The organism is Dyadobacter sp. SRI_021, from assembly GCF_057586235.1.
On sequence record NZ_JBYCZM010000001.1, the window covers coordinates 739,624 to 753,202 of the forward strand.

At 50.1% G+C, this 13,579-nt stretch carries 16 protein-coding genes and 1 riboswitch; of the genes, 14 read left to right on the forward strand and 2 right to left on the reverse strand.

Features of this window, described 5'->3' with window-relative positions:
- Window positions 1-173 precede the first annotated feature (173 nt).
- Window positions 174-399: riboswitch (cobalamin riboswitch) on the reverse strand.
- A gap of 155 nt (window positions 400-554) precedes the next feature.
- Complete coding sequence (locus tag AC2YIT_RS02945; protein WP_487278181.1) at window positions 555-1,286, reverse strand: 6-phosphogluconolactonase; 732 nt, start codon at window positions 1,284-1,286, stop codon at window positions 555-557.
- 147 nt (window positions 1,287-1,433) lie between these two features.
- On the opposite strand from AC2YIT_RS02945, the gene fumC reads away from it, so the two are divergent.
- The 12 genes from fumC (at window position 1,434) to AC2YIT_RS03005 (ending at window position 10,975) form a co-directional block, all read left to right on the forward strand.
- Window positions 1,434-2,834, forward strand: coding sequence for a class II fumarate hydratase (fumC, locus tag AC2YIT_RS02950; protein ID WP_487278182.1), 1,401 nt, complete (start codon window positions 1,434-1,436; stop codon window positions 2,832-2,834).
- 77 nt (window positions 2,835-2,911) lie between these two features.
- Window positions 2,912-3,427 carry a hypothetical protein gene (locus tag AC2YIT_RS02955; protein WP_487278183.1) on the forward strand — a complete coding sequence of 172 codons (516 nt, stop codon included), beginning with the start codon at window positions 2,912-2,914 and terminating at the stop codon, window positions 3,425-3,427.
- A gap of 101 nt (window positions 3,428-3,528) precedes the next feature.
- Window positions 3,529-4,470 (forward strand): D-2-hydroxyacid dehydrogenase, encoded by a 942-nt coding sequence (locus tag AC2YIT_RS02960; RefSeq protein WP_487278184.1) that lies wholly within the window; start codon window positions 3,529-3,531, stop codon window positions 4,468-4,470.
- Between the two features lie 16 nt (window positions 4,471-4,486).
- Entirely contained in the window at window positions 4,487-5,674 is a 1,188-nt protein-coding gene (locus AC2YIT_RS02965) for a galactokinase (RefSeq protein WP_487278185.1), read from the forward strand.
- 34 nt (window positions 5,675-5,708) lie between these two features.
- Window positions 5,709-6,851, forward strand: a complete 1,143-nt coding sequence (locus tag AC2YIT_RS02970; protein WP_487278186.1) for an aldose epimerase family protein — start codon at window positions 5,709-5,711, stop codon at window positions 6,849-6,851.
- 138 nt (window positions 6,852-6,989) lie between these two features.
- A complete protein-coding gene (locus tag AC2YIT_RS02975; RefSeq protein ID WP_487278486.1) occupies window positions 6,990-7,265 on the forward strand; it encodes a DUF4160 domain-containing protein in 276 nt (91 codons plus the stop codon).
- On the forward strand, window positions 7,262-7,507 hold the full coding sequence (locus AC2YIT_RS02980; RefSeq protein ID WP_430842596.1) for a DUF2442 domain-containing protein: 246 nt from the start codon (window positions 7,262-7,264) through the stop codon (window positions 7,505-7,507). The genes AC2YIT_RS02975 and AC2YIT_RS02980 overlap by 4 nt, the downstream gene beginning before the upstream one ends.
- Window positions 7,508-7,543: 36 nt before the next feature.
- A complete protein-coding gene (locus tag AC2YIT_RS02985; protein ID WP_430842594.1) occupies window positions 7,544-8,206 on the forward strand; it encodes a hypothetical protein in 663 nt (220 codons plus the stop codon).
- 138 nt (window positions 8,207-8,344) lie between these two features.
- On the forward strand, window positions 8,345-8,968 hold the full coding sequence (locus tag AC2YIT_RS02990; RefSeq protein ID WP_430842592.1) for a PspC domain-containing protein: 624 nt from the start codon (window positions 8,345-8,347) through the stop codon (window positions 8,966-8,968).
- A 32-nt stretch (window positions 8,969-9,000) separates the two neighbouring features.
- Window positions 9,001-9,186, forward strand: coding sequence for a LiaI-LiaF-like domain-containing protein (locus tag AC2YIT_RS02995; RefSeq protein ID WP_430842590.1), 186 nt, complete (start codon window positions 9,001-9,003; stop codon window positions 9,184-9,186).
- A gap of 4 nt (window positions 9,187-9,190) precedes the next feature.
- The gene (locus tag AC2YIT_RS03000; protein ID WP_487278187.1) at window positions 9,191-10,219 is read left to right on the forward strand and encodes a toast rack family protein; all 1,029 of its coding nucleotides are present in this window, start codon (window positions 9,191-9,193) and stop codon (window positions 10,217-10,219) included.
- A 60-nt stretch (window positions 10,220-10,279) separates the two neighbouring features.
- Window positions 10,280-10,975, forward strand: a complete 696-nt coding sequence (locus AC2YIT_RS03005; protein ID WP_430842586.1) for a M15 family metallopeptidase — start codon at window positions 10,280-10,282, stop codon at window positions 10,973-10,975.
- Between the two features lie 5 nt (window positions 10,976-10,980).
- Here the strand turns inward: AC2YIT_RS03005 and AC2YIT_RS03010 are convergent, their stop codons facing one another.
- Window positions 10,981-11,700, reverse strand: a complete 720-nt coding sequence (locus AC2YIT_RS03010) for a head GIN domain-containing protein (protein ID WP_430842584.1) — start codon at window positions 11,698-11,700, stop codon at window positions 10,981-10,983.
- Window positions 11,701-11,871: 171 nt separating this feature from the next.
- Here AC2YIT_RS03010 and AC2YIT_RS03015 point away from each other — a divergent pair, with 171 nt between their 5' ends.
- Both AC2YIT_RS03015 and AC2YIT_RS03020 read left to right on the forward strand, forming a co-directional pair.
- Window positions 11,872-12,492 (forward strand): RNA polymerase sigma-70 factor, encoded by a 621-nt coding sequence (locus AC2YIT_RS03015; RefSeq protein WP_487278487.1) that lies wholly within the window; start codon window positions 11,872-11,874, stop codon window positions 12,490-12,492.
- 2 nt (window positions 12,493-12,494) lie between these two features.
- Window positions 12,495-13,562 carry a FecR family protein gene (locus AC2YIT_RS03020; RefSeq protein ID WP_487278188.1) on the forward strand — a complete coding sequence of 356 codons (1,068 nt, stop codon included), beginning with the start codon at window positions 12,495-12,497 and terminating at the stop codon, window positions 13,560-13,562.
- The last annotated feature ends 17 nt before the right edge of the window (window positions 13,563-13,579 follow it).

Below are 13,579 nucleotides of genomic sequence, written 5' to 3' on the forward strand. Positions count from 1 at the left end.
ATCCCGACAAAACGCCTGTTGCGGACGGTCGCCGGTACTTCATTCCATCGCGGCAACACGTAGCTACCCTGCGAAACGAACAGATACAGTTTCCCCAAAACAGCCGGGTAGCCTGTGATACTGCAATAAAATGTGGTAAATCAATGCTTGACTACTCCCCACCCGTGAGGGAAAAGCCATTGAGGATGACGGCAAGTCTCCTGGCTTGTATCATTTTTACCGCCCTTCTCGCGCGCCGGGGCGCTGCAATGGGACGCGAGGGTAAAAATTGGCCCTGAATGCTCAGAGCGGATACTTACAGTAGCACGACTGCCCGTGAATTGCACACGGTTCCTTTTTTGTTTTGCTATGTTTTGGCTGAGGGATCCAAAAGCAAAAACCATCACCCCGATTGACGGGCGTTCACAAAGAACTGCGTCAAATTTAGGCGGAAGGCGCATTCGGCCGTAAATGGTCGGCCAATTTCAGTGAAGTGAGTAGAAATTAGCCTTTCGGCAGGATAAAATATCTTATTTGGAGTAAAATAAATGGCGATAAAAGTGATTTCGTATTAGCTAAAAAATCGTCCCGGCCGCATCCGCATCCAGTATAAACTCTGCATTCAAATGATTCTGCAAAACCGTCGCCGGGAAATCCTTTGAAACGGGGAATGCGAGGGCGCGCTGGATTATGGGGGCTTTCGCACGGCTAGAAGCAAGGAGGATCGCAGCGCGTGCTTCGAGAATGTGCCGGATACCGACGGTAATCCCCCGAGTGAGCGTCGTGGGCTGTTTGAAATACTTCTGACCTACTTCAACGGTGACCGTATCAAGCTCAGAAATATGGGCGTAAGTATCCCAGGAGGTACCTGGCTCGTTGAGGGCGAGGTGGCCGTTCATGCCTACGCCCAATATAATAAGGTCGAGACCACCCAGGCTTTCCACGACTTTGTTGATGCGGTCGCATTCGGCTTGCGGATCGAAGGCCTTGCCGTCGAAAAAGACAATCTGGTCGGGACGGAGGCCGACGGGTTTCAGAAAATCGCGGTCGAGGAGGTCACGACAACTGCCGTCGTCGCCGGAACCAAGGCCTATCCATTCGTCGAGGCCGATGAAAATGCATTGGGAGAAATCGACGCGGCCATTCTGGTTGGCCGCTACCAACGCATCGAACATTCCCTTGGGGCTACTGCCGGATGGGAAGCAAATAACCGACGTAGGTTTGTGGTTTATGAGGTCGATCACGCGCTCAGCCGCGGCGGAACTCATAAGCGCGTAGTCGGGATAAACGCTGATTTTGGGTGTCATGAAAAGTGGGGTTCAGGTTCTCGGTGTGTCAATCTAAACATTCTTTTTTCAGAGCTGAACATTTATCCATAAAAAACTCCAGAAACTGCAAGTCCAGGCCTAACTTTACCGCACATTGTTCAATTACATTATCATTCTACTTCAAAAATGGAATACCGTATAGAAAAAGACACGATGGGCGAAGTGCAGGTCCCTGCGCATGTATACTGGGGCGCCCAGACGCAACGCTCGATCCAGAACTTTCCTATCGCACAGGATATCAATAAAATGCCGAAGGAGATTATCAAGGCCTTCGCATACCTGAAAAAAGCTGCCGCTATCACCAACTTCGAAGCCGGCATACTTCCTCAGGAAAAAAGCGAGCTCATCGGCAAAGTTTGCGACGAGATCCTTACCGGCCAGCTCGACGACCAGTTTCCGCTGGTGGTGTGGCAAACCGGTTCCGGAACGCAGTCGAACATGAACTGCAACGAGGTGATCGCCTACCGCGGGCACGTACTGCAAGGCGGTGATTTGGCTGACAAAACGAAGTTTTTGCACCCGAATGACGATGTCAACAAGTCTCAATCGTCAAACGACACCTACCCTACCGCAATGCACATTGCGGCCTACAAAATCCTGGTGGACGTAACGATCCCGGGCATTACCAGGCTGCGTGACACGCTGAAAGCGAAATCCGAAGCATTTAAGAATGTAGTTAAAATCGGTCGTACGCACTTTATGGACGCTACACCGCTAACTCTGGGCCAGGAATTTTCGGGCTACGTTTCGCAGCTCGACCATGGTTTGAGAGCTATTAACAACACATTGGCGCACCTTTCGGAACTCGCATTGGGTGGTACCGCGGTAGGAACGGGGATTAACACGCCTCCGGGCTACTCCGAAAACGTAGCGCGTCACATCGCAGCATTGACAGGCCTGCCATTTGTTACTGCTGAAAACAAATTTGAGGCATTAGCGGCACACGACGCGATCGTAGAAGCGCACGGTGCATTGAAAACCGTTGCTGTAAGCCTGATGAAGATCGGGAATGATATTCGTATGCTGTCGTCGGGCCCGCGTTCGGGTATCGGCGAGATACATATTCCTGATAATGAACCAGGAAGCTCTATTATGCCGGGTAAAGTAAACCCAACCCAATGCGAAGCCATGACCATGGTGGCAGCACAAGTTATGGGTAACGACGTGGCGATCAGCATCGGTGGTTCCAATGGGCATTTCGAGCTGAACGTTTTCAAACCATTGATGGCTTACAACTTCCTGCATTCTGCCCGTTTGATTGGCGATGTGTGTGTTTCGTTCAACGATAACTGCGCGGTGGGTATCGAGCCTTTGCATGAGAATATCAAGAAGCACGTGAACAACTCGCTGATGCTGGTAACTGCTCTGAATACTAAAATCGGGTATTACAAGGCCGCCGAAATCGCGCAGACCGCTCATAAAAACGGCTCTACACTGAAAGAAACGGCCGTGGCATTGGGTTACCTCACGCCGGAAGAGTTCGACGCATGGGTAAAACCGGAAGACATGGTGGGCGAGATCAAGTAATTGGACCGACCCCAAAAGTAATGTCTGCGAATGCCCTGCCGAAATGTGGGGCATTTGCATTTAGACCTTTCAAAATCATGAATATCAAAGAAGAATTGCTGGCCGACCCTTACCAGTCGAAGCGGAAAGCAACGGAAGTGGCCAGGTACGCCTGTACTTCAGAAGATGCATTCAGGCACCTGATGCATTGCTTCGAATCCGACGAGTACCGCCTCGCGCAACGCGCCGCATACAGCGTGAGCATCGCCACGCGCGAGCGCCCGGAGCTCATCCGCCCGTACATAGGCGTGCTCGTGAGTCAGCTAAAACGCTCCGATATTCATGACGCCGTGATCCGCAACAGTGCGCGCATTTTGCAGGATATCAGCATTCCCGATGAATTTCACGGCGAGCTGATGGACGCGGCGTTCAGCATTATCGCGAACCGTCAGCTAGCCATTGCGATCCGCACGTTTTGTCTCACCATCCTGTTTAACCTATCCAAAATTTATCCGGAGATCCAGAAAGAACTGCGGGTATTCCTGGAAGAATCGGTTGAATACGAGCCTGCGGCGTTCCAGTCGAGGGCCCGAAAAATCCTGAAAAAGATCTGAAAATGCCCTCATCGTGGAGGATAGAGGCCTATTTCACCGTCTGATAAGCAGATATTACAGGTAAATCATTTTACCTTGCTTCTTTAAAACAAAAACAATAGATGATCATATACTGCCACGCCATACTCGACGGCTCGCTTAATGCTAAATTGAGCGAAGCCCTTACCCCGCAGCATCAGATCCATTTCCGCACCGAATCGGCCAGCAATGAGGAGCTTAAATCCTGGTTTGCCAGCGCCGATTACATCCTCGGCAACCCGCCGGTAGCCTGGTTCGGAAACATTCCTGCCAATCTGAAATTCTGGCAACTCGATTCCGCCGGGTTCGATCAATACGCGTCTGTGGCCGTTCCCGATCACGTCAAAACGGCGAATATGGGCGACTGGTTCGCACGCCCGTGCGCCGAGTCGATCGTAGGCGGTGTGCTGGCATTGTACCGCGGTATCGATAAGCTGACGCTCTTGAAACAGAAAACAGAATGGATCGGAACGCCGCTCCGCGCCGAGTTGAAGATTTTGTATAAACAGACCGTGATCGTTCTTGGCGCCGGGACGATTGGGCAATCGGTGAACGCCATTTTGAAAGGGTTAGGTTGCACCACGCATTTAATGGCACGGACCTCGCAGGAGGCCGATATCCGTAGCAAGGAAGATCTTTTCAATGCGCTACCGCACGCCGACGTGGTAATTAATACTTTGCCCGGAACCGCGCAGCATTTTGTGAATGCGGAGTTCATTTCGGCCATGAAAGACCAGAGCATTTACGCAAGCGTGGGACGTGGCAGCACGACCGATGAGAATGCACTGATCGATGCATTGAAGTCAGGCAAACTGGACGGCGCCGTACTCGACGTGACGGAGATCGAACCACTCCCTGCCGACAGTCCGCTTTGGCAAATGGACAATGTGATCCTGACCCAGCATACCGGCGGCGGGCACAAAAATGAGCATATGGGGAAAGTAGATTTATTTTTGAATAACATTTTTGCAATACAAAGCGGCACCGCAATCGCCAATGAAATAACCCTTGTAAAAGGATATTAAACCGACCGAAACTGAAATGCTACTGACAGAAACCGATATCGCAGAAGGTATCCAGGATAAATATTTTTTGAAATTCGGGACAGCCACGCGCGAAACCGTGCGCGTGTTCCGCTCACCAGGCCGCATTAACCTCATCGGCGAGCATACCGATTATAACAATGGCTTCGTACTCCCCGCAAGTGTGGATAAGGCCGTATATTTCGTGATCGCCCCACGCGAGGATGAGCAGGTGATCCTCTACGCCGCAGACCTCGACCAGACTTATTCGTTTTCATTGGACGACCTTTCCAAGCCGGAAAAGTCGTGGCCGCATTACCAGATCGGTATTGTGGAGCAAATTCAGAAGAAGGGCTTGAAAATCGGCGGTTTTCAGGCCGCATTCGGCGGTAATGTACCGGTAGGTGCCGGACTCTCGTCATCGGCGGCGTTGGAATGCTGCCTTTTGTTTGCGTTGAATGAAATCTACGGGCTGAACCTCGACCGTTTCAGCATTGTGAAAATGTCTCAGAAAGCGGAGAATGAGTATGTAGGTGTCCAGTGCGGCATTATGGACCAGTTTGCTTCTGCATTTGGCAAGGAGGAGTCGGTGATCCGCCTCGACTGCCGCTCGCTCGAATACGAGTACTTCCCGTTCCCGATGGACGATTACCTGATCGTGCTTTGCGATACGATGGTGAAACACTCTTTAGCCAGCTCGGAATACAATACCCGCCGGCAGGAATGCGAAAAGGCAACCGCCATTTTGCAGCAATATGATCCGAAAGTACTGAGCCTGCGCGACGCGACACCCGCATTGGTGGAAGCACATAAAGAGGAAATGGGTGACGTGGTGTACCGCCGTGCCAAATTCATGACCGAAGAAATCCAGCGCGTGCAGGATGCCTGCGATCTGCTCGTACAAGGCAATCTGCCCGATTTTGGCAAAAAAATGTATGCTACCCACTTCGGGCTCCAAAATGAATATGAGGTAAGCTGCCCTGAGCTTGACTTCCTGGTGGCTCAGACATTGGACGACGACACCGTACTCGGCGCTCGGATGATGGGCGGCGGTTTCGGAGGTTGTACCATTAATCTGGTGAAAAAAGAGAGTGTTGATGCTTTTGAAGCCAAAATGAAGCAAGCCTATTTTGAAAAATACAAAATCGACCTGCCCTGCTATCGTGTGAAAATCACCGATGGCACGGAGGAAGTTGCCCTCGGATAATCTGACCATTTACGCAAACTCTTAACCTTTGACCATGAGAAGAATCCCTTTTTTACTCACTGCGCTGGTTGGCCTTGCCATTTTCAGTTGCTCAAAAACCAAGAATGAAGAAAAAATGATCAGTACTATTTCCAAAGAGGCTTTCGGCCAGCTCCCCGACGGCCAGCAGGCTGACCTGTACACACTGACCAACGCCAACGGTATGACCGTCAACATCACCAACTACGGCGGGATCATCACCAAACTCACCGCGCCGGACAAAAACGGTCAATGGGCGGATGTGGTGCTGGGCTTCGACTCGCTTGCACCTTACCTGAACGGGCACCCGTTCTTCGGTGCATTGGTGGGCCGTTACGGCAACCGTATCGCGAAGGGTAAATTCAAATTGAATGGTCAGGAATACTCTCTGGCGATCAACAATGGTCCGAATGCATTGCACGGAGGGACAAAAGGCTTCGATAAGGTGATCTGGAAAGCGACCGAAATCAAGCAGGATTCAGTGGTAGGTTTACAACTGGAATATACCAGCAAGGATATGGAAGAAGGCTACCCCGGTAACCTGACCGTGAAAGTGGTTTACACGCTCGACAACGAGAATGCATTGACGATCGACTACACGGCGACCACCGACAAACCGACCGTCGTGAACCTGACCAACCACTCGTATTTCAACCTAACCGGCCTGAAACGCGACATTCTCGACCACGAAGTGACCATCGCATCGGATAGCATCGTTCCAGTAGACACCACCCTCATCCCGACCGGCAAACTCCGCGCTGTGGAAGGCACACCATTTGATTTCCGCAAGGCTACCAAAGTGGGTGCAGGCATTGATAAAATCGAAGACGAGCAGATCAAAGCCGGCGGCGGCTACGACCACTGCTGGGTGTTGAAACGCAGCGGCGACGGCCTGGAAAAATTTGCTACCGTCAAAGATCCTGAAAGCGGCCGTGTGATGGAAGTTTACACCACCGAACCAGGCGTTCAGTTCTACACCGGCAACTTCCTCGACGGCAAACTGACCGGCAAAGGCGCCACCTATTCAAAACGTTTCGGCCTCTGCCTCGAAACCGAGCATTACCCTGACTCCCCGAACCAGCCTCAGTTCCCGACCACGACGCTAAATCCGGGTGAGACTTATAAAACTACTACGAAGTATAAGTTTTCGGCGCAGTAATATTCACCAACCGCTTGATATGACGGGCATTGCCGGCTGCTCATTGCCGGCAATGTCCGTTATTTTTATGTTCCGTTTTGGCTAGATTTGGATACACTTATCACACAGACTATGCCAAAAATTATCGAATATTTCGGAATGATATTTTACTTTTATTCTAATGAGCACTTACCTATCCACATACACGTTTCCTACAATCAGTATGAGAGTATTTTCGAAATATTCTTTGAGGACGGAGCTTTAAAGGAAGTGTTGTTACGGAAATCGAGCGGACAGGAACCTCTTCCGACAGCTCAGCTTAAAGAAGCGCAAAAAGTGGTCGAGCATTATGCGCAAGACATTGTGAATAAATGGACTGATTTCTTTGTTCTCAAAAAGAAAGTCAAGAGTTTAAAGATTACCAGAAGGTTATGACAAAGATCGTTGGCGCGGAATATTTGGCAGATTACAAAATCCGGATCAGCTTTTCTGACTTGACTCAGCAGATTGTCGACTTCGGCCCCTTTTTAACGGATCATCCACATCCGCAATACGACAAGTACAAAAATCCAGTTCATTTCAAGAAATTCAAGATTGAACGGGGTAATATCGTCTGGGGGAAAGACTGGGACCTCATCTTCCCCATTGATCAACTGCATTCGGGAAAGATTGACTGACTTTTACCGGTTTTACCTAATTTTGCGGTATCACTTTTGATCAACCGGACGACGATCCGCATTTGCACATTCACAATGCTTACTAAAACCGTAAAAATCAGCAATGTTACCAACCTCTCCGACGCGCGCTATTGTGCGGGTATGGGCGTTGAAATGCTTGGTTTTTCCATTGACGAAGATTCTCCCAATTACATTTCTCCTAAAAAATTCGAGGATATCTGCTCCTGGCTCGCGGGCGTGACGCTCGTCGCCGAGACTTCCAAAACCGATCCGGAAGCGATCGTAAGCGCGCTGAACGACTATCCCGTGCACGCCGTGCAAGTGAATGACCCGGGCTTGCTTAATTACCTCCGTACCGAACTGGGCTTGCCGCTGATGTTGCGGGTAAGCGTCGATCTCTTCGAGGCTGGCGAAATTGTTCCTATTCTGAGCCGCTACGAAGGCGAAGTGACCCATTTCTTGTTAGAAAGCGACAATGAAGCGGAACTGTCCGAGTCCTGGATGCAGGTCTTAGGTACAGTCGAGGCGGATTATCCTGTATTGGTAGGCTTTGGGCTCGATAACGAGTTTACGGTGAGCGCGCTTACCGAACTGCTTCCGAACATCGGTATTGCACTGCGCGGCAGCGACGAAATCCGTCCGGGGTATAAGGATTTTGGCTCAATGATGGACATTCTTGAAGCGCTCGAAGAGCAATAAGGCCGTTTTTCATCCATTTAAAACACATTCTCACTAAAAACATCCGCTTAACACGCCCTTTCGCCGATAATAATTTTCCGGTTTACAGTATCTTGCATTACCTACTACCTTTGATTACAAATAAATACTAAACTAATCATGGAAAAGAAATTGCATCGCATACCTGACCAGGCTGTTTTCGGAGGAGTTTGTGCGGGAATCGCTCAGTATCTGCAAATTGACGTCGTAATCGTCCGCGTGATCTTCGTCGTCATGGCGCTGCCGATACTGCCTCCCGGATTTGGAATGACCGGACTGCTTTATATTATCCTATGGGCGGTACTGCCAACCGGCCCCGCCGGAGAAGTGTACACCACTCACACGGCATTCGGTTCGGAACCTTCCAAACCATCCGATCCGCTGGCGGACAAAAAGAGGTCTGATCAGACGATGATGATACTGGGCGGCGTGCTGATCTTTTTCGGTGGATTAATGCTGGTAGACGACCTGCCGTTCTGGTTCTCGTTTAAAAAATACTTCTGGCCTATCGTACTGATTGCCGTAGGTGCATTCCTTATCCTCCGCCAGCGCGATAAAGAGGCTGAAAACAAATCGACTGTATATCCTACAACACCTCCGCCGGTTGAACCGGTAGATCCCGGTCCCGATCCACAGCCTTACACGCCGTTTTCTCCAAGCTCTTCGCCGGAAACGCATTTTCCGGAAGATCCTGAATTGAAAAAGCCTGACAATGGTGACGATGATGTCATCAAAGTCAACTAACCTTCCTGAATCGTACCATAAACCATAAAGCCATGAATTTCAAAAACATTTTCTGGGGTGTAATGCTCATTGTCATCGGGTCGCTGTTCCTGGTGGAAGAGCTCACCGCTTTCGACTTCGGCCGTTTCTTCTGGCCCATTATTCTGATCGTGACCGGCGGATTGCTGCTGTTGCGCAACTACCTGAATACCGACAGTACTAACCGATCAAACATATAAGATCATGAAAAACTCACGTGGCATTGTTTGGGGCGGCTTACTGATCATTTTCGGGGTGATCTGGCTGCTCCGAAGCATGAATTTACTGAATATCGATTGGGACCTGGTATTACCTTACTGGCCGGTACTGCTGATTATCGCCGGCGCCATTCTGATAGCGGCCGGCCGGGAACGCGGGTCGGGCGGTATTGTGGCATTGCTTATTACACTGGCCGTTTTCGGAGGTGTGGTGAACAAAACGCACCAGGCGTTTGATGACCATGACAACAACTGGCATTTCGGTTGGGACGATGACGACGACGATCATGAATACGGCTACCACCACGACGACGATAATGACGACGACGGGGACGAAAAAGACGAAGATTACCGCAGAGAGCATTGGAAAGAAGGCGACCGGCCCATCAACGGCACGTACAATTACGAAATGGAAGACTTTATCCAGAAAGCCAATTTCAACCTGGAAGGCGGCGCAGGCTCCTTTTCGCTGAATGGTAATACCGCCAAGTTGTTCGAAGCGGCCACTACCAGTACAGTTGTTGGTTTCCGGTCCAATACATCGGTAAACAAGCTGAACAACTCCGCTTCGGTTACCTTAAAAATGGAAGAAGGCAATGTGAAGATCAAAAACGGGGAAATATCGAATCGAGCCAAAATTCAGCTGAACGAAAAACCAGTCTGGAATATCGACCTGGGTATCGGTGCCGGAAAAGGTGACTTCGATTTCAGTAATTACAAAGTCGAAAAACTGAAAGTAAGCACCGGCGTGGCTGATATGGACATCCGCCTGGGCGACAAAATGCCTGCTGCCAGTGTTGATATCGAGGCGGGGGTAGCATCGGTGACACTCGAAATCCCTGAATCCGTCGGCTGCGAAATGCGTATGGACGGGGCTCTGAATGCCAAAAACATGGACGGATTAAGCAAAATCGGCGACGGCCTCTACCGCACCGCGAATTTCGACACCGCAACGAAGAAAGTCATTGTACATTACGAAGGCGGGCTTACCAGCATCAATATCAAACGGTACTAGCCTACACTTCCCAATTCAGCAAAAAGAATATCTTTGCAGCCTTTGCAAGGATATTTTTTTATGCTCAAAACTGCATTTTCCCTACTGCTAACAAGCTTCGCTGCTCTCCAGACCTTTGCCCAGTCATCGAAATCACTGCCTGCTATCGAGCAAAAAATGGTCGACCGGGGCCTTGTCGATATTCAAAAAGTGGATCCCGAAATTCTGGTTGAACTGAAATATTCGACCACCGACAACTTCATCGGACGCGATGTGTACGGCGACCTCACCCGCGCCTATCTGCAACCCGAAATGGCTAAACGGCTTGCCAAAGCCAGCACATTGCTGAAAAAAGAAAAGCCGGGATACCGGTTGCTGGTTTATGATGCGGCACGCCCTAACTCGGCCCAATACGATCTTTGGAATGCATTGGATCATTTAAAAATCCCCGCACGAAGCAAAACCCAATACGTGGCCGATCCCAAAATCGGTTCGAACCACAACTTCGGGTGTGCCATCGACCTTACCGTTGTCGATGAAAACGGCAAACCACTCGATATGGGCACTAAATTCGACTTTTTTGGCCCTTTGGCATATCCACGCTCCGAGCAGGAAATGCTGGAAAAAGGAAAGCTGACGGCCAGGCAAATCGAGAACCGCCAGCTTTTGCGAAAAGTCATGACCCAGGTGGGATTCAAGGTCAATACCACGGAATGGTGGCATTTCGACGGTATGTCGAAAGCACAGGCCCGGGTTAAATATGGAATGATCCCCTGAAAATTCTAATCAGCGCGGACACTACTCCCACCAGTTACTTCCTTTTCGACTTTCGGGTTGCCGCGGTAACGCACGTTGCTCGCGCCGGTGGCTTTCACGTCCAGCAAACGGGTAACCCATACTTTGGCATTACTCGCGCCCGAAACATCCAGATCAGATTCTTCCGTTTCCAGTTGGAATGCATTGAGTTGCGACGCCCCGGAAGCTTCGCCGTCAACGAACTTCATTTTACCAAAAGCATTCAGCTGTGAGGCACCGTTGAGGTCGAACTTTAATGTGGTGCCACTTCCTTCGAAATCGCATTGAGAAGCGCCGGATAGCTCAATTTCAATGCTGGGCAGGTTTTCAAAATCATTGATCTCCGCATCTACCGCGCCCGAAAAATCCACGCCGCTGAGATCGGGCATTGTAATGTCGATATCCATTCTCTGCCGTTTCCTCCATGAATTATTGTAACGCGCAGTGAGCTTCCCGTCCTGAACGAAAATGTTAAGGTCGTCGAGGTCGTTGCGTTCGCCGGTAGCTTCAACGCTGAACGACGTGCCTGCGATCACATGAACGCGGATTGCGTCGCTTACTTCCAGCTCATCGAAATTGCGAAAATCATACGTGCGTGTGGCTTCGCCCCTCGGCGGAATGTCCTCATCCTTATTGATATAAACGCAGGATTGAAAAACAGAAACGATACTAAGGGCAAGCGATAGTTTAAGAAAAGTTTGTTTCATGGCTAAAAGACGTTGTTTACGATAGGACAACTGCCCCCTTGAATCCCCCTATTCAAAAAAATAAATTTTGTTATAGGGGTATGCGGCGGGTAAGTTGTCACATTCCAAAGGACATCCATAATGACCGCTCTTCTATATCAGGAACCGCTAATCGAAAGAGATTATCTATTTTTGACCGAAAATCAAAAACAGATAACGGTGCACTCTTCCGACCCAGAAATAGTCAGCGCGATACGGCGGGGCGATGAACAGGCCTTTGAGCAGACCTTCCGGACCTACTATCCGAGGCTGTGCAATTATGCATGTACAATGCTTAAAGATGAAGAAGAGTCCGAAGAAGTCGTACAGACGGTTTTTCTGACGATCTGGGAGAAGCGGGAGGATCTCGAAATCACCCTTTCGCTGAAATCATATCTCTATCGGGCAGTGCACAACCATTGCCTCAACCGCTTCAAGCACGCGAATGTGCGGAAAGCGCATAAGGATTATACCATGTATGTTTCGAGTGGGTCGTACGACTCGGTGACGGAGGTAATCCACGCCAGCGAGCTGGAAGAACGCATCGAGCGGGCAGTGAGCACATTGCCCGAGCAGTGCCAGAAAGCATTCAGGCTAAGCCGTTTTGAGGAATTGAAATATCAGGAAATAGCAGATCAGTTGGGAATATCCATTAAAACGGTGGAAAATCAGATAGGGAAAGCATTGAAAATTCTGCGCGCGGAACTGGCAGACTACCTGCCCGTCACGCTTTGGTTGTGTGGTAGCATTGTTGAACAGTTAATCAGATCGTAACCATGAACTCATCTCATGCAAACATATCGGAGGAACTGCTCGCACGTTACCTGGCCGACACCGCTTCGGAATCCGAAAGAAATGATGTGGAAGCTTGGCTCGCCGAATCGGAAGCCAATGCACGGGAGCTGGCTACTTACCGGCTGATCTGGGACCACACGGCTGCTATGAAAAAGAGCAGCGTTGGGGTGGATACGGATGCCGCCTGGAATAAAATGAAGGGTAAAATGGCTGCGCGGAAGACTGCTGACCCATCGTCCAAATTGCCTGGGAAGGAAGTGCCTACCCCGGAAGCACCGACCAGGGAGGCAAAAACAATCGAATTCCGGCCCGAGATACGAAAACGCCGGTTGCCGGTAACGATGTGGGCGGCTGCGGTGATTGCTATTCTGGTCACAGCTTTCGGATGGTTCTTCCTTATTTCGGAAAAAACGCCGGAATCGCTTCACGTAGCCACAACCGACAATACGAAGGAGCAACTCCTTCCCGATGGAACGAAGGTTTTTCTCAATTACAACTCTAAACTCACCTATCCTGAAAACTTCAAAGGCGATTTGCGGACGGTTTCACTGCAGGGAGAAGCGTTTTTTGATGTGAAACCGGATGCCGCACACCCGTTCGTCATTCAAGCTAACGGCACGGAGATTCGGGTATTGGGAACGTCTTTTAATGTAAAAGCTTACCATGAAGCACCTGTGCGGGTGGATGTCGCGACCGGGAAAGTACGTGTAAGCAAAAACTCCCACCGCGTCGAACTGGTGAAAGGGCAAAGTGCGGAAGTGCTCAAAGACTCGATCCGTAGCCTGCAAGCCAATATGAACCTGATGGGTTATCGCACACAGATTTACGAATTCAATGCCGCCGATCTGCAAGATGTCGTTACGTCGATCCGCGACGGCTATCACGTGGACGTGCGGCTGTCCAATGACAAGATCGCGCAATGCAGGCTCACGATCCGTTTCGAAAAAGAACCGGTGGACGCCACATTGTCCGTCATCGCCGAAACCCTCGACCTCAGTCTCCGGAAAGAAGGAAAGGTTTACTGGCTCGACGGAAACGGTTGCCAATAGAAACTACAAGTTATCCT

Coding starts and splice junctions, on each gene's coding strand:
- AC2YIT_RS02945 (WP_487278181.1), bottom strand. CDS start 1,286: ATGACACCCAAAATCAGCGTTTATCCCGACTACGCGCTTATGAGTTCC.
- fumC (WP_487278182.1), top strand. CDS start 1,434: ATGGAATACCGTATAGAAAAAGACACGATGGGCGAAGTGCAGGTCCCT.
- AC2YIT_RS02955 (WP_487278183.1), top strand. CDS start 2,912: ATGAATATCAAAGAAGAATTGCTGGCCGACCCTTACCAGTCGAAGCGG.
- AC2YIT_RS02960 (WP_487278184.1), top strand. CDS start 3,529: ATGATCATATACTGCCACGCCATACTCGACGGCTCGCTTAATGCTAAA.
- AC2YIT_RS02965 (WP_487278185.1), top strand. CDS start 4,487: ATGCTACTGACAGAAACCGATATCGCAGAAGGTATCCAGGATAAATAT.
- AC2YIT_RS02970 (WP_487278186.1), top strand. CDS start 5,709: ATGAGAAGAATCCCTTTTTTACTCACTGCGCTGGTTGGCCTTGCCATT.
- AC2YIT_RS02975 (WP_487278486.1), top strand. CDS start 6,990: ATGATATTTTACTTTTATTCTAATGAGCACTTACCTATCCACATACAC.
- AC2YIT_RS02980 (WP_430842596.1), top strand. CDS start 7,262: ATGACAAAGATCGTTGGCGCGGAATATTTGGCAGATTACAAAATCCGG.
- AC2YIT_RS02990 (WP_430842592.1), top strand. CDS start 8,345: ATGGAAAAGAAATTGCATCGCATACCTGACCAGGCTGTTTTCGGAGGA.
- AC2YIT_RS02995 (WP_430842590.1), top strand. CDS start 9,001: ATGAATTTCAAAAACATTTTCTGGGGTGTAATGCTCATTGTCATCGGG.
- AC2YIT_RS03000 (WP_487278187.1), top strand. CDS start 9,191: ATGAAAAACTCACGTGGCATTGTTTGGGGCGGCTTACTGATCATTTTC.
- AC2YIT_RS03005 (WP_430842586.1), top strand. CDS start 10,280: ATGCTCAAAACTGCATTTTCCCTACTGCTAACAAGCTTCGCTGCTCTC.
- AC2YIT_RS03010 (WP_430842584.1), bottom strand. CDS start 11,700: ATGAAACAAACTTTTCTTAAACTATCGCTTGCCCTTAGTATCGTTTCT.
- AC2YIT_RS03020 (WP_487278188.1), top strand. CDS start 12,495: ATGAACTCATCTCATGCAAACATATCGGAGGAACTGCTCGCACGTTAC.